Here is a 17549-nt window from a genome sequence, read left to right as displayed (position 1 = left end):
CGGTGCCGGAGTGTGTCGGAGGCCGGTCAGGCGAAGGACACTTCGCGGTCCAGCAGCGCCAGCCGCCCGTCGGCCAGGTGCAGCCGGTCGTTGTTGTAGTTGAGGGCGGCCGAGCGCAGATCGCGCAGGTTCTGCTCCAGCCGTGTCGGGGAGCCCTTGAGGTAGCCGTGCTGCAGGCCCACCGCGTCGATCAGGTCGTCGACGGCGGCCAGGCACTGCTCCGAGGCGGAGATCTTCAGGCCGTTGAGCAGCAGTTGGCAGGCGGGCGCGGTGATGTCCGCGGTGGTCTCCACCATCGCCAGCGTGTGCCGCAGCTGGGCGTGGACGGCGTCGAGCCGCTGGCGTGCGGTGGACAGCCGGGTGAGCAGCAGCTCGGAGCCGACGTCGAAGCGTTTGCGGCCCGCCGGGCTGCGGATCAGGCCCAGGACCCGGGAGAGCGCTCCCGCTGCGGTGCCCAGCCACGCGGCCGACCAGCCGAGGTGGGCGTAGGGCCCCAGGATGTGGTTGGCGATGTCGCGGAAGGGGACGTCGGCGCCGATGACGTGGTGGCCGGGTACGGTGCCGGTCAGCTTCAGCGGCGGGCTGTGGGTGGCGCGCATGCCCATCGGCTGCCAGTCGCCGGCCGGTTCCACGACGAGCTGGTCGCGCGCCGCGTACACCAGGGCGACGTCGCTGTGGGCGGTGGCGTCGGCGCTCTTCATCGTGATCAGGAAGCCGTCGGCGTGGGCACCACCGGTCACCACAGGTGCGAAGCGGTCGATCAGCAGCTCGCCGCCGCTCTCGTGCAGCGCGGAGTGCGCGCTGTAGAGGTGGCCGCCCTTACCGCTCTCGGTGCTGACGGAGGCCAGATAGCTGCGCCCGGCGCCGAGCGTCGGCAGCAGCTTCTCGCGCAGCGGCGACCCGGCGAACTCGACGGCCGCGGCCACCTGCTGGCAGTGCATGGTGAAGATCAGGGCCACCGACATGTCGCAGCGGCCCAGGGCCACTCCGGCGTCGACGACATCGCGCAGGGTGCCGCCGAGGCCGCCGTAGCGGGTGGGGACGACCAGGCCGAGCAGTCCGGTGTCGCGCAGTGCGTCCAGCGCCTGTACGGGGAAGGCGGCTTCCCGGTCGGCGGCGGCCAGATGCCGCTCGGCGACGGCGGTCACCCGGGCGATCCGTGCGCTCAGCTCCGGCCGGTCACCGGTGGGGCCGCCGCAGGGGGCGGCGGGGCCGTCGGCCGCGCTCACGGCGCCACCCGCCCGCCGGTCGCCCGGTCGGCATCGAGCCGCCGGTACAGAAGGTCGATGCATCCGCTCTCCACGGCGGTGTCCTCTCTCGGGGTTCAGCGGGCGCCGGTGGCACCGCGGACGATGCGGCACAGCCCGTCCATGCTCCGCAGGTTCTCCGGAACGAGGTCGTCGGCGTCGAGTTCGATGTCGAGCCGCGCTTCGAGGCGGTCGATGATCTCGACCATCCGGAACGAGGTGAAGCCGGGCAGCGCGGCCAGGTCGACGTCGCCGGTACGCAGCAGCGCCTGGTCGACGTCGAGGACCGCGCCGACGACAAGGGCGATGCGGTCGCGCAGACCGCCCGGGTCCGGTGCCGTGACGGCGGCCGGGGCGGGGAAGATCCGCCGGTCGGCCTCGAGGAGTTCGGCGAGGCGGGTGACGGTGCCGGCGGGTTCGGGGCGGCCGCGGACGACGCGGCGGTAGGTCACATACGCCTGGGTGACCAGCTTGTCCCAGTCCGCCAGGTGCTGTGCCGTCGCCTCGTCGAGGGGGCCGCCGTCGGCGGCGAACAGGGCGTGCAGCCGTCGCGACCGGGCCAGCAGCCAGGTGTCCCCGGTCAGCCGGTGCCAAGCCCGCTCGCGGTCCGCTGCCTGGTCGAGCGCGGCGAGGTAGTCGGCCATGGGGGCGTGGTCGATGCGCGGTTCGGGGCGGGCCGGCGGGTCGGGCTCGGCGGTGACGTCGTGGAGGTCGATCCGCCTGAGCGCGGCCAGCTCGTCCCGGGGCACGGTCCAGGTGCCGGGCTTGGCCGCTCCCCACTGGGTGTCGTTGTCGTAGGCGTCGACGACCGTCCAGGGGCCGTCGGCGCCGGCGGGCGCGAGCAGCAGGAAGCTGTGCTCCATGTGCTGCTGCCCGAAGTACGGCAGCCAGGGCATCTCGTGGGCGTCGGCGAGGGCGTAGCGCAGCTCTCCGGGTGCGAGGGCCAGTCGGTCGAGTCGGGCGCCGGTGACGGTGGTCCGTTCGCCGACGGTCAGGCCCAACGACCGCTCCGCCTCGGCGAGTTGCTCCTCGACCGGCGGGTCGACGGTGGGCAGCCCGTCCGCGCCGGGCCACCATCGGGAGCTCAGTTTCGAGCCGAGCCGCAGATGTGTGCCCGCGCCGTGGAAGTGATCGGCGAGCACGGCCAGATTGGACTGCACACAGTCCAGGACTTCGGCCCGCACGCCGGCCAGGGCCGGAATCGGGTGCTCTGTCGCGTCCTGCACTCATCCCCCGTTGTCGAGCCGCGGCGGCGCCCGCCAGCGCGCCACCCACCCCTGTGAATTCCGCAATACGAAATATGAAATCCGCTTTGCGGGATTAAGCTAGCCCGACCGGTCGGCTTCAGCAACGCCCAGTGACCTAGATCACTGCACCCGTCAACGCATGGGCGAATGCGTCGCATTGGGGGATCGACGCTCCCCGGAGGCCGGTTGACGCCCCGAAAGAGAGCGCCCTAGAGTCCCCACCATTGCCGCCATGCGGATTTCGCATTCCACTGAGGGCGCGTCCGAGGCGGGAAACTCATCCGACGGGCACGTGAGGGCTGAGATGCAGAGGACCGAGGCCTTGGGCCCGATCACCGCGTCCACGGAGCGGTTCGTACAGAGCGTCAAGGCGCTCACCGACGCGGAGGTCGGTGCCGGGACACTGGTGCCGCCATGGACCCGCGGCCATGTCATCACCCATGTGGCACGCGCCGCCGACAGCCTGTGCCGACTGCTCACCTGGGCCCGTACCGGCGTGGAGACCCCGCAGTACACCGACATGGACACCCGGGCCGCCGAGATCGAGGCCGGAGCGCGGCGCCCGGTCGACGAGCTGGTGGCCGATGTCCTGGCGAGCGCCGAGCGCTTCGACGACGCCGTACGCACCCTGCCGGAGGCGGCATGGAGCCACGAGGTGCGGATGCGCACCGGTGAACTGCGCACACCGGGCGCCCTGGTGCCCACCCGACTGCGCGAACTGGAGGTGCACCACGTCGACTTGGCGACCGGATACACCTTCGCCGAGGTGCCGCCGCAGGTCGCCCGCTGGGTCATCGACGACCTCATCGCGGCGCAGCGCCGGCGCGAAGACGTCCCGCCGCTGCGCATCGAGGCGACGGACACCGGCCTGACCCACGAACTGGGCACCGGCGGACCGACCGTCCGGGGCGCCCAGGCCGACCTCCTCGGCTGGCTCACCGGACGCACCGACGGAACCCGTCTGTCGACCTCCGCTCCGGGTCCGGTCCCCGGCGCGCCGTACTGGATCTGACCGGGGCGGGTCAGGGCGAGGGGTCCGCCACGGGATACGGCACGAAGGTGCTGCTGTGCTCGTTGATGGCCAGCGGCTGGCCCAGGGGAGGTACGGCCCGCTGGGGGCAGTCGAGGCGCTCGCAGATGCGGCATCCCATGCCGATGGGGGTGGCGGCGGCCGTGTTGTCGAGGTCGAGGCCGTCGGAGTACACGAGCCGGGAGGCATGCCGGATCTCGCAGCCGAGGCCGATGGCGAAGGTCTTGCCGGGCTCGCCCCAGCCGCCGCGGTGGCGGGTGACGGCGCGGGCGGTCCACAGATAGCGCTGCCCGTCCGGCATGGCGGCGATCTGGACGTGGATGCGGCCGGGCGCGGCGAACGCCTCGTAGACGTTCCACAGCGGGCAGGTGCCGCCGGCGCGCGAGAAGTGGAAGCCGGTGGCGGACTGGCGCTTGGACATGTTGCCGGCGCGGTCGACGCGTACGAAGGAGAACGGCACCCCGCGCAGCCGGGGGCGCTGGAGCGTGCTGAGGCGGTGGCAGACGGTCTCGTAGCCGAGGCCGAACAGGTCCGTGAGGCGCTCGATGTCATAGCGGACCTCCTCCGCGGCGGCGTGGAAGGAGGGGTAGGGCAGGATCAGCGCGGCGGCGAAGTAGTTCGCCACGCCGATCCGGGCGAGCGACCAGGTGTCGGAGCCCTGCGCGAAGTCCTCCGCCGCGAGCGCGGACAGCTCGGCGCCGCATTCGAGCAGCGCGAGCTGGGTGGCCATCCGGAACGCCTGCTGGCCGGGGCGCAGTCGGTTGGACAGATGCAGCACCCGGGCGGCGGGGTCGTAGTGGTGGAGTTGGTCGGAGTCCGCCGTGATGCGCACCCCGTGATGGTCGGTGAGCCGTGCCGACAGGGCGCGGAGGACCTCGCCGGGGCGGATGCCGATGTCACGGGCGAGGCCCTCCGCGGCCAGGTCGGCGTCGTGGAGGTAGTTCTGCCGCCGGTAGAAGAACTCCCGGATCTCCTCGTGCGGCGAGCGCGGCAGGGCCAGTTCGGCGCTGTCGCGGTCTTCGGCCGCCACGGCCAGCTGCTGGGTCAGTGCGGTGTTGCGCCGGCCGAGCTCCAGCAGCACCCCCGCCACCGCCGGCATGCGGGTGGCCAGTTGCGCGAGGTCGGACGGTGAGACCCGGGCCTGGGCCACCTCGTTCGCGAGGGTTTCGCGCAGGTCGGCGACGAGCCGGCTGGTGTCCCGCGCCGAGAAGAAGCTCGCGTCGAGGCCGAACGCCTCGGTCAGCCGCAGCAGCACCGGGACGGTCAGCGGCCGGGAGTCGTGCTCCATCTGGTTGAGGTAGCTGGGCGAGATCTCCAGCCGGCGGGCCAGCTCCGCCTGGCTGAGCGCGCGCTCCTCACGCAGCCGCCTCAGCCGCGCCCCCGCATAGATCTTGCTCACCGGAACTCCCCGCTGTCCCGCAGGACGTGCTCCCGCCCCCACCGGCCAAGGGGCTCCAAAGCGGTCCCGAGGGCGACGCCGCGCCCGGTCAGCGCGTACTCGACACGCGGGGGGACCTCGTCGTACACCTCGCGGGCAATGATGCCGTGCGCCTCGAGCTCGCGCAGCTGGGAGGTGAGGACCTTCTCCGTCACACCGGGGAGCATCCGGCGCAGCTCACCGAAGCGGCGGGGACCCGCTTCGAGCGCCCACAGGATCAGGACCTTCCACTTCCCGCCGATCACGTCCATGGCCGCGTCGATCCCGCAGTGATACGCATCGGGCGCGCCCGGCCTGCCCACCGTCGCCATCGCTGACCGCCACCCCTCTTCGACCTGGTCACATACCTCGGGGGAAGCACCCACTCCGAAGTGCGTACTTGTTGCCCGCCGAGCTGTTGACCAGCCTAATCGTCATGACTGACAACACCTCTGACGATGTTTCCCGCACTCCTTCCCTGACCCTCGTCGGCCTCGGTGACATGGGTACGGCCCTGGCCCGTGCCTGGCTCGCCGCCGGATACTCCGTGACCGTCTGGAACCGTACGCCCGGCCGGGCCCGGGCCCTGGTGGCCGCGGGCGCCAGGCCCGCCGCGAGCGCCGCCGCGGCGGTGGCCGCGAACACTCTGGTCGTGACCTGCCTGCTGGACGACGCCTCGGTCGGCGCGGCGCTGGAGGGCGTCGATCTGACCGGCAAGGACCTGGTGGACGTCACCACCGGGACGCCCGCCGAGGCCCGGGAGCGCGGGGCGTGGGCCGCGGCCCGAGGGGCCCGGTTCCTCAGCGGCGGGATCATGGCCGTACCGCCGATGGCCGGGATCCCGGAGGCGGGCGGCCAGGTGCTCTACAGCGGCTCACCCGAGCTGTTCGAGACCCACCGGGCGGCTCTCGCGGTCCCGTTCGCCGCGCGGTTCGTCGGTACCGACGCCGGGCACGCCGCGCTCCAGGACGTGGCGCTGCTCAGCGCGATGTACGGCATGTTCGCGGGCGTCACGCATGCCTTCGCGCTGGTGCGCGGGGAGCGGGAGATCCCGCTGAAGGAGTTCGCGCCGCTGCTGTCGGGCTGGCTGACGGCGATGTCCGCGTCGATCGAGCAGACCGCGGAGCACCTGCAGAGCGGTGACTACGGCTCCGGCGTCGTCTCCACCATGGCCATGCAGGTCGCCGGGATCAAGACCTTCGTGGGAACCGCGCACGAGCAGGGGGTCAGCCCCGAGCTGCTGACGCCGTACTTCGACCTGATGAAGCGCCTGGTCGACGACGGGCGGGGGGCCGAGAGCGCCGCGGGAATGGTCGAGCTGCTGGCGGCGGGAGAGGGGAGGTAGGGGGCCCGGGTCGCGGCCTGCGTCTCCCCCGCCCGCGCGGTGGCCGGGCCCGCACCGCCGTGTTGCGGGCCCGGCGCCCCTCCTACGGCACCAGGTCCGACTGCTCACGCTGGTGCGGGATCGCGATGCCGTCGGGCTGCTGCAGTGCCACGGTCCGTGTCGGGGCGGGAATCCTGATGCCCTCGGCCCGGTACCGCTGGTGCAGGCGCTTGATGAACTCGTGCTTGATCCGGTACTGGTCGCTGAACTCGCCGACTCCCAGGATCACCGTGAAGCCGATCCTGGAGTCGCCGAACGTGTGGAAGCGGACGGCCGGTTCATGGTCGGGAACGGCACCGGTGATGTCGGTCATCACGCTCTGGACGACCTCGGTGGTGACCCGCTCGACGTGTTCGAGGTCGCTGTCGTAGCCGACTCCCACCTGCACCAGGATCGACAACTGCTGTTCCGGGCGGGTGAAGTTGGTCATGTTGGTGCCGGCCAGCTGGGCGTTGGGGATGATCACCAGGTTGTTGGAGAGCTGGCGCACCACGGTGTTGCGCCAGTTGATGTCGACCACATAGCCCTCCTCGCCGCTGCTGAGCCGGATGTAGTCACCGGGCTGCACCGTCTTGGAGGCGAGGACGTGCACCCCCGCGAAGAGGTTGGCGAGGGTGTCCTGCAGCGCCAGTGCCACCGCGAGTCCGCCCACACCCAGCGCGGTGAGCAGCGGGGCCACGGAGATGCCCAGGGTCTGCAGCACGACGAGGAATCCCATCGCCAGCACCAGGATGCGGGTGATGTTGGCGAATATGGTGGCCGATCCCGCCACCCCGGATCGGGACTGGGCAAGCGACTTCACCAGCCCGGTGATCACCCGGGCCGCGGTGAGCGTGACGACCAGGATGAACAGCACGGTCAGGGCCCGGTTGACGTTGCGTGCGACCGTCGCCGTCAGCGGCAGTGCCGCGGTGCCCGCCGCCAGGCCGGCGCAGATCGCCGCCCAGGGCACCACCGACCGCAAGGCGTCCACCATGACGTCGTCCCCGCTCCACCGCGTCCTGCGTGCGTGCTTGGCCAGCCAGCGCAGGACCGCCCGCAACAGCAGGCCGGCCACGACGCCGGCGGCCAGCGCGGCCCCGGCGACGATCAAGTCATGCAGCGTGAGCGCGCGGTTCACCGGCCGGCTCCCCCTGCCCGGAGAAACAGCTCCGCTGAGCACGGGATGTAATGTCTCGTCACCTTGTACCTGCTCGTCTCTACGACTGTGGATGCGCCGGGACGTCGACGGACGCCCTCGGCACGATCTGCCATCCTGCCGCACCGGTTGGCGGGGTGATCGTCGAGGTTGCGGGTTGCGGGTGGCCCGGTCGCCGCGGGCAGGCATCCGGCCCGGGCCGGACACATGAGGCCCGGTCAGCACTCCGACCGGGTCACGGGACGGCGGCCGCCTCCCGAGCAGCCGCCGATCGTCGTCCGCCCTCGTCGTCAGTCCTCGTCGTCCTCCGCCCGGCGCTCGCCCTCGGCCTGGGACGGCTGGGTGCGCATGGTCGCGGGGTGCCGCTCCTCGGACGGGTCCATGTCCTCTTCCAGCCGCTCACCCTCGGCCTGCGACGGAGTCGTGTACTCGTAGTTCTGGCCCATGGCTGCCTCCGCAACATTCAGAGCGCATGCATACAAAACCACCGTAACGCCACAAAGCCAGCGTATCGCCTCGGCGGATGCCGCCCGGCAGGGCAATACTGGCCGTATCCGGAACGCATGCCCTGAAAGAAACGCACTCCTCGGAAAAGGGGTCGAGGGAGCGCTGACGAGCAGATGACCGGCAATCCCAGCGGCGCACCGGCACCCCCGCCGGACCGCGGCGGCAACGGGCCCGCCGTCTCCCGCGCGGAGTTCGACGTGCTGTTCGATTCGGTCCGCACGTGGGGCCGTTGGACCCCCGCCGACCGCGGCGCCTGGAACCGGGTGACCGCGGAGCACGTACGGCGGGCTGCCGCGCTGGTCCGGTCCGGAACGGTCGTCCCCATGGCGCACCCGTGGAACTCCGCGCCCGGTCCGGACAACCCCCTGCCCGCCCTGCACTACATGTCCGACCTCGGCGATGTGGAGGCCCCCGAGCCCTCCGCGCACAAGGACTTCATCGGCATCGACTACCACGGCAAGGCCGTGAGCCATCTGGACGCGCTGTCCCACATCGCCTACCGCGGGCGTCTCTACGACGGCCGGGCGGCGCGCGAGGTCGTCGACGCCGGGGGTGCCCGCTTCGGTGCCGTGTCGGCGCTGGGCCCCCTCGTGACCAGAGGCGTGCTCCTCGACCTGCCCGCCGTTTGGGACAGCTCATGGCTGGAACCGGGACGGGCGGTGCACGCCGAGGACATCGTCGCCGCGGAGCGGGCACTCGATGTCACGATCGGCGAGGGGGACGCGGTGCTGCTCAGGTCCGGCAGCCCGCGCCGGCGCCGGGAGCTGGGGGCCTGGGACGCCTCCGCGGCGAGCGCGGGCTTCCATGTGGACGCCATGCCCCTGCTGGCCGAGCGCGGGATCGCCCTGCTCGGCGGCGACGGCGACAGCGACGTACGGCCCTCGCCGGTCGACGGCCTGCACTCCCCGGTCCATGCCCTCGCCATCGCCGCGATGGGGGTGCCGCTCCTGGACAACCTCGACCTCGAAGCGCTCTCCGCGGCGAGCGCCGGAACGGGCCGTTACGCGTTCCTACTCCTGGTAGCCCCCCTGAACGTCCCCGGGGGCACGGGCTCACCCGTCACGCCGGTCGCGGTGCTGTGAGGGCCGCGCCGACCTCGGGGAGAAGGCCGGGTCACCCACGTGATCGCCGCTGCGATGCCGCCGCCCCTTCGGCTGCGGAGGGCGGCAGAGGCCCCCGTCCGCCCGCCCGTGGGCTTCTCGCCACCACCGACGATCAGTACCGTTATATGTGCAAAGTTCTACAATTGGATCAAACGGTACAGTTACTCCGACACACGGGTGGTCGTAAGGCACGGACGGATGTGGGATGTGATCCGGATGGGGCTCATGGGAGACGGCATCGGCCCCGCCCACGCACGTGAGCAGTTTCTTCGCGGCGGATCGCCCGAGGGGACCGTGCGCAGCGCGATCCTGAGTTCGTGGCAGCGTTCGGTGTCGCTCGGGCTCTCACCGGAAGGATGTGAGCTTCCCTATCTCCAGGATCTCGACCTGAACAACCGCCTGGTCCGCGCCGCGACGCCGGTACTCGACCGGCTGGAGGCCAGGTTCGCGGGCCGGAACATGAACGTGTCCCTGGCCGATGCGCGCGGGGCGGTGCTGCAACGCCGTTTCGGCGAGGCCTCTCTGGTCAGGCGTCTGGCCGCGATCCAAAGCGTCCCGGGCTTCGTCTTCGCCGAGCAGTTCGGTGGGACCAACGGCATCGGTCTGGCGCTCGCGGAGCGGCAGCTGATCAACGTCTACGGCGCCGAGCACTTCGCCGAACGCTCCCAGTCCAGTGCGTGTTCGGCCATTCCCGTCCGCGATCTGCTCAGTGGGCGCATCGAGGGCATCCTCTGCTTCGGCTTTCCGCTGGCCGACGCCGATGTGGCGCTGAACGCGGTGATCCGCAGCGCCGCCGGCGCCATCGAACGGCGGCTGCTGGAGCAGAGTTCGACGCGGGAGCGCGCCCTGCTGCAGGCGTACCTCGACGCCAGGCGGCGCTCGCCGGCCCGCGAGGCGACGGACAACGGCGAGCTGGCCGAGAGCGGCCTGGACTGGCGCGATCAGATGATCCTGAAGGAGAAGGCCGCCGATCTGATGGCCTCGGCCCAGCGCGCCGCCGTGGAGGTGGCCCTGCCCGGTGGCCGGCGGGTCACCTTGCTGAGCCGCCCGATGACGAGCCCCTCCGGGGTGGAAGGCGTCGTCATCGAAGCGGTCCTCCCCTCCCGGCAGCACCTCGCCGTCCCCGCGGAAGGTGCCGTCGCCCCCACGCCGATGGCGCAGGCCGTCGCCCCCTCCGGCCGGCTGCGCGGGCGCGTGCCCGCGGCCGTGAGCGACCGCGCGGCGGCCACGGCCCGCAAGCCCTCCGCACCCGGCACCGCCGGGAGTACGGTCGGCCGGGCCACCAGCGGGCTGGTGCTGGTCGGCGAGCCGGGGGTGGGGATGTACGCCGTGGCCGCCCGGCGCCGCCTGGAGCTGCTGTCCGAGGCCAGCGCCCGCATCGGCACCACCCTGGACGTGAGCCACACCGCCCGGGAGCTCGCCGAGATGGCCGTTCCGCGCCTGGCCGACTTCGTCACCATCGACGTTCCCGAGGCGGTACTGCGCGGCGAGGAGCCCACCGAACCGCACAGCGAGCTCTTCCGCACGGTGGTCCACGGCTACCGCGAGGACTGCCCCTTCTACCCCGCCGGCCGGCAGGTCCGCCTTCGCCCCACCACACCCCAGCTCCGCTGCATGGCAAGCGGGCAGCCCGTCCTCGAACCCGACCTGCGTACCGCCGCGGGCTGGATCGCCCAGGATCCCTGGCACGCCCAGCGGCTCCTCGACCACAACGTCCACTCCCTCATCGCGGTCCCCCTCGTGGCCCGCGGCATCGCGCTGGGCGTGGCGAGCTTCTACCGCTCACGGGACCCCGCCCCCTTCGGGGACGACGACCGTTCGCTGGCCCAGGAACTCGCCATCCGTGCGGCCATCTGCATCGACAACGCCCGCCGGTACACCCGCGAACACACCATGGTCCTGGCCCTGCAGCGCAGTCTGCTCCCGCGCAGCTTCCCCGAGCAGAGCGCCGTGGAGATCGCCCACCGCTATCTTCCCGCCGAGTCGGGCGTCGGCGGAGACTGGTTCGACGTCATTCCCCTCTCCAGCACCCGGGTGGCCCTGGTCGTCGGGGACGTCGTCGGCCATGGGATGCACGCGGCCGCGACGATGGGCCGGCTGCGCACCGCCGCGCGCAACTTCGCCGAACTGGACCTCGCCCCCGATGAAGTCCTCACCCACCTCGACAACCTCGTCGGGCGCCTCGACCGGGACGAGAGCAGCGAGGAGCCGTCCTCCGACAGCAGCGGCATGATCGGCGCGACCTGCCTGTACGCCATCTACGACCCCACCTCGCAGCTGTGCGTGATGGCCCGCGCCGGCCACCCGCCACCCGCAGTGGTCACTCCCGACGGCACCGTCACCTTCGCCGACCTGCCCGCCGGCCCCCCTCTGGGCCTGGGCGGCCTGCCCTTCGAAACCGCCGAGTTCCACCTCCCCGAAGGCAGCCAGCTCGTCCTCTACACGGACGGACTGGTCGGCGGCCGCCGGCGCGATGTGGACGCCGTCCTCGAGCAGCTGGGCGGAGCCCTGGCCCACGCCAACCGCCCGCCCGAGGACACCTGCGAGGCGGTTCTGCGGGCCGTGATGCCCGACCACCCCGCCGACGACGTGGCTCTGCTCGTCGCCCGCACCCACGCCCTGGACCCCCACCGGATCGCCACCTGGGGCCTGACCTCCGATCCGGCGCTGGTCTCCGGCATCCGCGCCGCCGTCGCCCGGCAACTGACCGAATGGGGGCTGGAGGAAGTCGCCTTCCCCACCGAACTGCTGCTCAGCGAGCTGGTCACCAACGCCATCCGCTACGGGACCGATCCCATCCAGGTGCGGCTGCTCTACGACCGCACGCTGATCTGCGAGGTCTCCGACACCAGCAGCACCGCTCCGCATCTGCGCCACGCGGCCACCACCGACGAGGGCGGCCGCGGCCTGTTCCTCGTCGCCCAGCTCGCCCAGGCCTGGGGCACCCGCTACACCGCCGACGGCAAGGTCATCTGGGCCGAGTTCGCGCTGGAGGTGCCCGGCGCGACGTCCGGCGCGGCAGAGAGCTTCTTCGACGACATTCCCGCTCTCTGACGGCCCGTCCGGCAAAGAACCCAAAAGGGGTCGTAGCATGCGGAAATGCACCCGCCCGCCGCCTTTGGAAGCGCCCCTCCCCCGCGTCGTGGCGCCGCGCCTCTGGTCCGCGTACGCGGCCTGCGCAAGCGGTTCGGCGGCACCCTCGCGCTGGACGCGGTCGACCTCGACGTGTACTCCGGCAGCATCCTCGCCCTGCTCGGTCCCAACGGCGCGGGAAAGTCCACCCTCATCAAGGTGCTCGCGGGCGTCCACCACGCGGACGAGGGCGAGGTGACGGTCGCCGGGCACCCGCTGGGCACCGAAGCGGCCTTGCGCACCATGTCGTTCATCCACCAGGACCTGGGGCTGGTCGAGTGGATGACGGTCGCCGAGAACATCGCCCTGGGCACCGGCTATCCACGCCGTGCCGGACTGCTGTCCTGGCGGACGACCCGCAGACGGTGCGCCGAGGCCCTGGGCATCGTCGCCGCGCACCTCGACCCCCGCGCGCCCGTCGCCGGCCTCCCGAGGGCCGAACGCTCCCTGGTGGCCATCGCCCGCGCACTGGCCACGCGGGCCGAACTCATCGTCCTCGACGAGCCGACCGCCAGCCTCCCGGCCGCGGACTGCGCCCGGCTCTTCGCCGTACTGCACACCCTGCGCGATCAGGGCCGTGCCATCGTCTACGTCACCCACCGGCTGGACGAGGTGTACAAGGTCGCCGACGCCTTCGCCGTGCTCCGCGACGGACGCCTCGTCAGCCACGGCCCGCTCGCCGGTCACCGCCCCGCGCGGCTGGTGCGCGACATCGTGGGCAGCGAGCCGGGTGGCTACCGCCTCGCCCCGGTCACGGGTCCGGCCGTCCTCGGCCTCGACCGCGTACGGACCGCGCACACGGCACCGGTCAGCCTGGAACTGCGCGCCGGTGAGATCCTCGGCATGGTCGGCCTCACCGGCGCCGGACACATGGAACTGGGCCGGGCCCTCGCCGGGTCCCGGCCGATTCTCGACGGACGGGCCGTGCTCGACGGGCGGCCGTACGCACCGCGTTCGGTGGCGGCCGCGGTCGGCTCCGGCGTGGGCCTGGTCACCAGCAACCGTCAGGAGGAGGGCTGCGCCGCCGAACTGACAGTACGGGAGAACTTCCTGGCGAACCCTCGGGCCGACGGCCTGCCGGCCCTGCGCTGGATCAGCCCCCGGCGCGAGCGGGCCAAGGCCGCGGCCCTGGTCGACCGGTTCTCGGTGCACCCCCGGGACACCGAGGCACCGATCTCCACGCTGTCCGGGGGGAATCAGCAGAAGGTCATGGTCGGCCGGTGGCTGAGGCTGAGCCGAAGGCTGCTGATCCTGGAGGAGCCGACCGCCGGCGTGGACATCGGCGCCAAGGCGGAGATCTACCGCCTGCTCCAGGACGCGCTGGCCGAGGGCCTCGCCGTCCTGCTCATCTCCACCGATTTCGAGGAGGTCGCCCAGGTGTGCCACCGGGCCCTGGTATTCGTCCGCGGAGCGGTGACGGCGGAGCTGAGCGGCACCGCCCTCACGGTCACCGGACTCGCCCGCGCCTCCTCGGCCATGCCCCCGCTGACCGGGACGGCGTGACCATGGCCGCCTCCCCCCGCCCCCCGCTGGGCCGCCGGTTCGGACACCTCCTCGGCGCCTACGGCCTCCTGGCCCTGACCGCCCTGCTGTTCCTGGCCTTCTCCCTCGCCCTGCCGGACACCTTCCCCACCCTGGACAACATCTCCGCGGTGCTGTCCAACCAGTCGATCCCCGCCATCCTGGCGCTCGGCGCGATGATCCCCATCGTCACCGCCAAGTTCGACCTGTCCATCGGCTACGGCCTCGGCCTCACCCACGTCATGACGATGCAGCTCATCGTCGACGAAGCGTGGTCCTGGCCGGTCGTCTGCCTCGTGGTGGTCCTCGGCGGGGCGGTGGTCGGCGTCTTCAACGGGGTCGTCGTCGAATTCGCGAGGATCAACTCCTTCATCGCCACCCTGGGCACCGGCAGCATCCTGTACGCCTTCACCGGCTGGATCACCAACGGCGCCCGGATCGTCCCCGGCCCGCACGGCCTGCCGGCCGCCTTCACCGACCTGTACGACTCCCGGTTCCTCGGCCTGCCGGTGCCCGCCTTCTACGTCCTGGCCCTGACCGCCGTGCTGTGGGTGCTGCTGGAACGGCTGCCGCTCGGCCGGTACCTGTACGTCATCGGCTCCAACCCGCGCGCCGCCGATCTGGTGGGCATCCCCTCCCGTCGCTATGTCATCTACGCCTTCGCCGGATCCGGCCTGGTCGTCGGCGTCGCCGGCGTTCTGCTCGCCGCGCAGCAGCGCATCGGCAATCCCAGCGTCGGCCTGGACTATCTGCTGCCCGCCTTCGTCGGTGCGCTGCTCGGCTCCACCGCGATCACCCCCGGCCGTCCGAACGCCCTGGGCACGCTGGTCGCCGTCACGATCCTCGCCATCGGCCTCGCCGGCATCGGCCAGCTCGGCGCCCAGTTCTGGGTCACCCCGCTGTTCAACGGCGCCACCCTGCTCCTCGCCGTCGGCATGGCCGGCTACGCCGCCCGGCGGCAGCTGCGGCAACGGCGGACCGAACCACCCCGAACCCGCCACGACGTGCCCGAGGTCACCTCGTGACCTCCGGCGGTCACCCCCGTTCCGCCCCCTCCGCGAGGAGCGCCGGGCACGCGACCCGCAGGACCGCCGGGCGGCGCGGCACCGTCGCCCTGGCAGTCGCGGCCACCGTCCTCCTCGGCTGCGAACGCGGGGCGTCGAGCGGCGGCGGCCCGGTCTCGGCACGGCCGGCCACGCCGGGCTGTCCCAGCGCCCTGGCCAGGGCCGAGGCGGCCGTTGCGCGGGCCGAGAAGACCAGCCGCGCGGGGAACGGCCCCACCGGTGGCCCCAAGGCCGTATCCGGCAAGAAGATCATCTATGTCGCGCAGACCATGAACAACCCGGGCGTCGCGGGCGCCGCCGAGGGCGTACAGGAAGCCTCGAAAGCCATCGGCTGGGACGTCCGGGTGATCGACGGCCAGGGCACCCCCGCCGGGATCCAGGCGGCGTTCAGCCAGGCCATCGCCCTGAAGCCCGCGGGCATCGTCATCGGCGGCTTCGACCCCCACCTGACGTCGCAGCAGGTCGCGAAGGCCAACGCGGAGCACATCCCGCTCATCGGCTGGCACGCGGTCGACTCCCCCGGCCCGAGCAAGGACCCCGAACTCTTCAGCAACGTCACCACCAAGGTCGGCGATGTCGCGAGCATCAGCGCCGACTGGATCATCGCGCACTCCCACGGCAACGCCGGAGTCGTGGTGTTCACCGACGCCTCGATCCCGTTCGCCAGGAACAAGTCCGAACTGATCAAGAAGGAACTCGCCACCTGTCCGGGCCTGCGGATCCTGGCCGAGGAGAACATCCCGATCTCCGACACCAGCAGCCGGACCCCCCAGGAGGTCTCCTCACTCCTCTCCCGCTTCCCGGACACCTGGACACACTCCGTAGCCATCAACGACGTCTACTTCGCCGACGCCGCCCCGGCCCTGCGCGCAGCACGCAAGAAGGGCGGCGGACCTCCCTACAACATCGGCGCCGGCGACGGCGACCCCTCCGCCTTCCAGCGCATCAACAGCCGACAGTTCCAAACGGCCACCGTCCCCGAGCCCTTCGCCCAACAGGGCTGGCAGATCCTCGACGAATTCAACCGAGCCTTCTCCGGCACACCCGCCAGCGGCTATGTCGCCCCCGTACACATCGCCACCGCCGCCAACAGCCGCGGCGCGACGACCTGGGACCCACCCGGCTACCGCGCGACGTACCGGAAGATCTGGGGCAGGTGAAGATCTCGGACGGGGACGCAGGCAGGGATATCGTCGGCGATCTCGATGCATGCACCACCGTCCAGTTGGTGCCCGGCTTCTCGTTCGCGCGCTGGATCACCTGACCTCGACTGCGCGGCTGTGCCACTGAGCGCGGTCTTCCGGGGCGAGGAAGAAGAACCAGCCTGGCGTGACATGGTAGGCACTTTCGCAGGTGGCGATGTTTGCGCTGCTCCGCACCGCCGCGCGGTAGGCGATGCGGCTTCCGAGGTAGTCCATGCTGTCCGCTCCCACAAGGAGAATGAGCGCCACGGCCAGGTGCAGCATCGGCCGCAGGGGACGGCGGGAGGGTGCTCTGATGGCCCGGACCGTTCCGATGACGGACACGGCCGCGGCGGTGACGATGGACAACACCGCCGCCAAGGAGAGCGCCTTCAGAGATCCTGGGGTTTCACACAGGATGTAGAACTGGGGCGACGGAACCGCAGCGGGCGAGCGCTCGTAGAGCGCGAGCCAGACAGCTGCCATCCCTGATGCGGGGATGACAAGCCACGACCGGTAGATCATCGAGCGCCGGCCGGCTATTGGTTCACCCTGCATGCATCTTCCTCATTCGGTACCCGGACCAGTCGGCGCAGACCTTCGTCCAGTGCTCGGCGGCCCTGTGATCACGTCAGCTCAGGACCGACTCGCAATCGCGTCAGTATGTCGCCCGGCAGGTAGCACGGCCAGCCCACTGCCCGGCGCCTCCAAGCGGCCTTCGGCCCCCTTCCGCCGAAGGGGGCCCGCGGGTTCAAGGAGGGGTTCTGACCTCATCTGGCTGCGGTCAGCCGGCGGATCGAGCCCGCGTTGTCGACCGGCCGCAGCCGTGCTGACGGTGTGGTTCCTGGGGCGTCGGGCATCAGCGCCTTGGGCCCCTGTGGCACGGAGTCCTTCTAGACAAGCGCCAGTTTGAACTGCTGGTTGTTCCCGTGCCAGCAGCCGGACTGGACCAACGGTGCGCCGTCTCCTTGGTCGGCCCAGGCGACGTCCATGCACTTGCCGCTGTGCTTGGCGATGAGCAGGACGTAGCCGTCGTTGGTGGGCTGCTGGTACCAGCGCTGGTTGTCTCCGTAGTGGCAGTTGGCCTGGACGATGCGGGCCCTGCTGTCGTGACTGGCCCATTCGACGTCCAGGCATTTGCCGCTGTGCCGGGCCTTGATCGCGTACTCGCCATGGTCGAGGTGGTCGACCCCGAACTGCTGGTCGGCCTCGCCGCGGCAGGTCCACTGCTCCACGGGAACGTCGTGCCCCATGTTGCCATTGGGCACCGTGACGCACTTTCCGCTGTGCCGCGCCACAAGCTGGTAGTAGGTTGCCGCATGGGCCACCGGTGCCGACGACAGCCCCAGCGCCAGCGAACTCGCCGCTACCGCTGCGACCACAGAAATCCGCTGTGCAGATCGCATCTGTTCTCCCCACTCTGTTGACCGGCCTTGGTCTGTGTCGTGCTGGGCACCGGCCTGAGCCGTGGAGGCTTTCAGGTGACTGCCGAAGCACACATCTGAGGATCGCCTCGCGCGGGGTTCCCGGAAATTCCAAACTTTTGGGGGTTGACACGGACGTATACCGTCTGACGGA

General features: G+C 71.4%; 15 protein-coding genes. 7 read left to right on the top strand and 8 right to left on the bottom strand.

Annotation, left to right across the window (positions count from 1 at the left end):
- Positions 1-26: 26 nt before the first annotated feature.
- On the bottom strand, positions 27-1229 hold the full coding sequence (locus ACZ5XZ_RS01325) for an acyl-CoA dehydrogenase family protein (protein ID WP_468973355.1): 1203 nt from the start codon (positions 1227-1229) through the stop codon (positions 27-29).
- A gap of 95 nt (positions 1230-1324) precedes the next feature.
- Positions 1325-2473, bottom strand: a complete 1149-nt coding sequence (locus tag ACZ5XZ_RS01320) for an acyl carrier protein (protein WP_468973353.1) — start codon at positions 2471-2473, stop codon at positions 1325-1327.
- A gap of 325 nt (positions 2474-2798) precedes the next feature.
- Here ACZ5XZ_RS01320 and ACZ5XZ_RS01315 point away from each other — a divergent pair, with 325 nt between their 5' ends.
- On the top strand, positions 2799-3506 hold the full coding sequence (locus tag ACZ5XZ_RS01315; protein WP_468973351.1) for a maleylpyruvate isomerase family mycothiol-dependent enzyme: 708 nt from the start codon (positions 2799-2801) through the stop codon (positions 3504-3506).
- Positions 3507-3516: 10 nt separating this feature from the next.
- On the opposite strand, the gene ACZ5XZ_RS01310 is transcribed toward ACZ5XZ_RS01315, so the two are convergent.
- Positions 3517-4923, bottom strand: a complete 1407-nt coding sequence (locus ACZ5XZ_RS01310) for a short-chain fatty acyl-CoA regulator family protein (protein WP_468973349.1) — start codon at positions 4921-4923, stop codon at positions 3517-3519.
- Complete coding sequence (locus tag ACZ5XZ_RS01305; RefSeq protein ID WP_468973346.1) at positions 4920-5273, bottom strand: winged helix-turn-helix transcriptional regulator; 354 nt, start codon at positions 5271-5273, stop codon at positions 4920-4922. Before ACZ5XZ_RS01305 ends, ACZ5XZ_RS01310 begins: the two co-directional genes overlap by 4 nt.
- A gap of 104 nt (positions 5274-5377) precedes the next feature.
- Between ACZ5XZ_RS01305 and ACZ5XZ_RS01300 the strand changes: the two genes are divergently transcribed.
- Positions 5378-6286 carry an NAD(P)-dependent oxidoreductase gene (locus ACZ5XZ_RS01300; protein WP_468973343.1) on the top strand — a complete coding sequence of 303 codons (909 nt, stop codon included), beginning with the start codon at positions 5378-5380 and terminating at the stop codon, positions 6284-6286.
- A gap of 82 nt (positions 6287-6368) precedes the next feature.
- Here ACZ5XZ_RS01300 and ACZ5XZ_RS01295 read toward each other — a convergent pair whose 3' ends face one another.
- Together ACZ5XZ_RS01295 and ACZ5XZ_RS01290 are read right to left on the bottom strand one after the other, a co-directional pair.
- Complete coding sequence (locus tag ACZ5XZ_RS01295; protein ID WP_468973340.1) at positions 6369-7445, bottom strand: mechanosensitive ion channel family protein; 1077 nt, start codon at positions 7443-7445, stop codon at positions 6369-6371.
- Positions 7446-7753: 308 nt separating this feature from the next.
- Positions 7754-7909, bottom strand: coding sequence for a hypothetical protein (locus tag ACZ5XZ_RS01290; protein ID WP_399144670.1), 156 nt, complete (start codon positions 7907-7909; stop codon positions 7754-7756).
- A gap of 174 nt (positions 7910-8083) precedes the next feature.
- Here ACZ5XZ_RS01290 and ACZ5XZ_RS01285 point away from each other — a divergent pair, with 174 nt between their 5' ends.
- The 5 genes from ACZ5XZ_RS01285 to ACZ5XZ_RS01265 all read left to right on the top strand — a co-directional run bounded on the left by ACZ5XZ_RS01285 (position 8084) and on the right by ACZ5XZ_RS01265 (position 15950).
- Positions 8084-9052 (top strand): cyclase family protein, encoded by a 969-nt coding sequence (locus ACZ5XZ_RS01285; protein WP_468973336.1) that lies wholly within the window; start codon positions 8084-8086, stop codon positions 9050-9052.
- Positions 9053-9289: 237 nt separating this feature from the next.
- Complete coding sequence (locus ACZ5XZ_RS01280) at positions 9290-12127, top strand: SpoIIE family protein phosphatase (RefSeq protein WP_468974145.1); 2838 nt, start codon at positions 9290-9292, stop codon at positions 12125-12127.
- Positions 12128-12172: 45 nt separating this feature from the next.
- Positions 12173-13708: a sugar ABC transporter ATP-binding protein gene (locus ACZ5XZ_RS01275; protein WP_468973333.1), complete on the top strand. Its 1536-nt coding sequence runs from the start codon at positions 12173-12175 to the stop codon at positions 13706-13708.
- A 2-nt stretch (positions 13709-13710) separates the two neighbouring features.
- Positions 13711-14751, top strand: coding sequence for an ABC transporter permease (locus tag ACZ5XZ_RS01270; RefSeq protein ID WP_468973330.1), 1041 nt, complete (start codon positions 13711-13713; stop codon positions 14749-14751).
- Positions 14748-15950 (top strand): substrate-binding domain-containing protein, encoded by a 1203-nt coding sequence (locus tag ACZ5XZ_RS01265; RefSeq protein WP_468973328.1) that lies wholly within the window; start codon positions 14748-14750, stop codon positions 15948-15950. The genes ACZ5XZ_RS01270 and ACZ5XZ_RS01265 overlap by 4 nt, the downstream gene beginning before the upstream one ends.
- A 96-nt stretch (positions 15951-16046) precedes the next feature.
- Here the strand turns inward: ACZ5XZ_RS01265 and ACZ5XZ_RS01260 are convergent, their stop codons facing one another.
- Together ACZ5XZ_RS01260 and ACZ5XZ_RS01255 are read right to left on the bottom strand one after the other, a co-directional pair.
- Complete coding sequence (locus ACZ5XZ_RS01260; RefSeq protein WP_468973325.1) at positions 16047-16529, bottom strand: hypothetical protein; 483 nt, start codon at positions 16527-16529, stop codon at positions 16047-16049.
- Between the two features lie 335 nt (positions 16530-16864).
- The gene (locus tag ACZ5XZ_RS01255) at positions 16865-17377 is read right to left on the bottom strand and encodes an RICIN domain-containing protein (protein ID WP_468973322.1); all 513 of its coding nucleotides are present in this window, start codon (positions 17375-17377) and stop codon (positions 16865-16867) included.
- Positions 17378-17549: the final 172 nt, after the last annotated feature.

This window comes from Streptomyces sp. NPDC033270, from assembly GCF_055576575.1.
This window is presented reverse-complemented; position numbering and strand designations above follow the sequence as displayed.

Coding starts and splice junctions, on each gene's coding strand:
- ACZ5XZ_RS01315 (WP_468973351.1), top strand. CDS start 2,799: ATGCAGAGGACCGAGGCCTTGGGCCCGATCACCGCGTCCACGGAGCGG.
- ACZ5XZ_RS01305 (WP_468973346.1), bottom strand. CDS start 5,273: ATGGCGACGGTGGGCAGGCCGGGCGCGCCCGATGCGTATCACTGCGGG.
- ACZ5XZ_RS01300 (WP_468973343.1), top strand. CDS start 5,378: ATGACTGACAACACCTCTGACGATGTTTCCCGCACTCCTTCCCTGACC.
- ACZ5XZ_RS01290 (WP_399144670.1), bottom strand. CDS start 7,909: ATGGGCCAGAACTACGAGTACACGACTCCGTCGCAGGCCGAGGGTGAG.
- ACZ5XZ_RS01285 (WP_468973336.1), top strand. CDS start 8,084: ATGACCGGCAATCCCAGCGGCGCACCGGCACCCCCGCCGGACCGCGGC.
- ACZ5XZ_RS01280 (WP_468974145.1), top strand. CDS start 9,290: ATGGGGCTCATGGGAGACGGCATCGGCCCCGCCCACGCACGTGAGCAG.
- ACZ5XZ_RS01275 (WP_468973333.1), top strand. CDS start 12,173: ATGCACCCGCCCGCCGCCTTTGGAAGCGCCCCTCCCCCGCGTCGTGGC.
- ACZ5XZ_RS01270 (WP_468973330.1), top strand. CDS start 13,711: ATGGCCGCCTCCCCCCGCCCCCCGCTGGGCCGCCGGTTCGGACACCTC.
- ACZ5XZ_RS01260 (WP_468973325.1), bottom strand. CDS start 16,529: ATGCAGGGTGAACCAATAGCCGGCCGGCGCTCGATGATCTACCGGTCG.
- ACZ5XZ_RS01255 (WP_468973322.1), bottom strand. CDS start 17,377: ATGCGATCTGCACAGCGGATTTCTGTGGTCGCAGCGGTAGCGGCGAGT.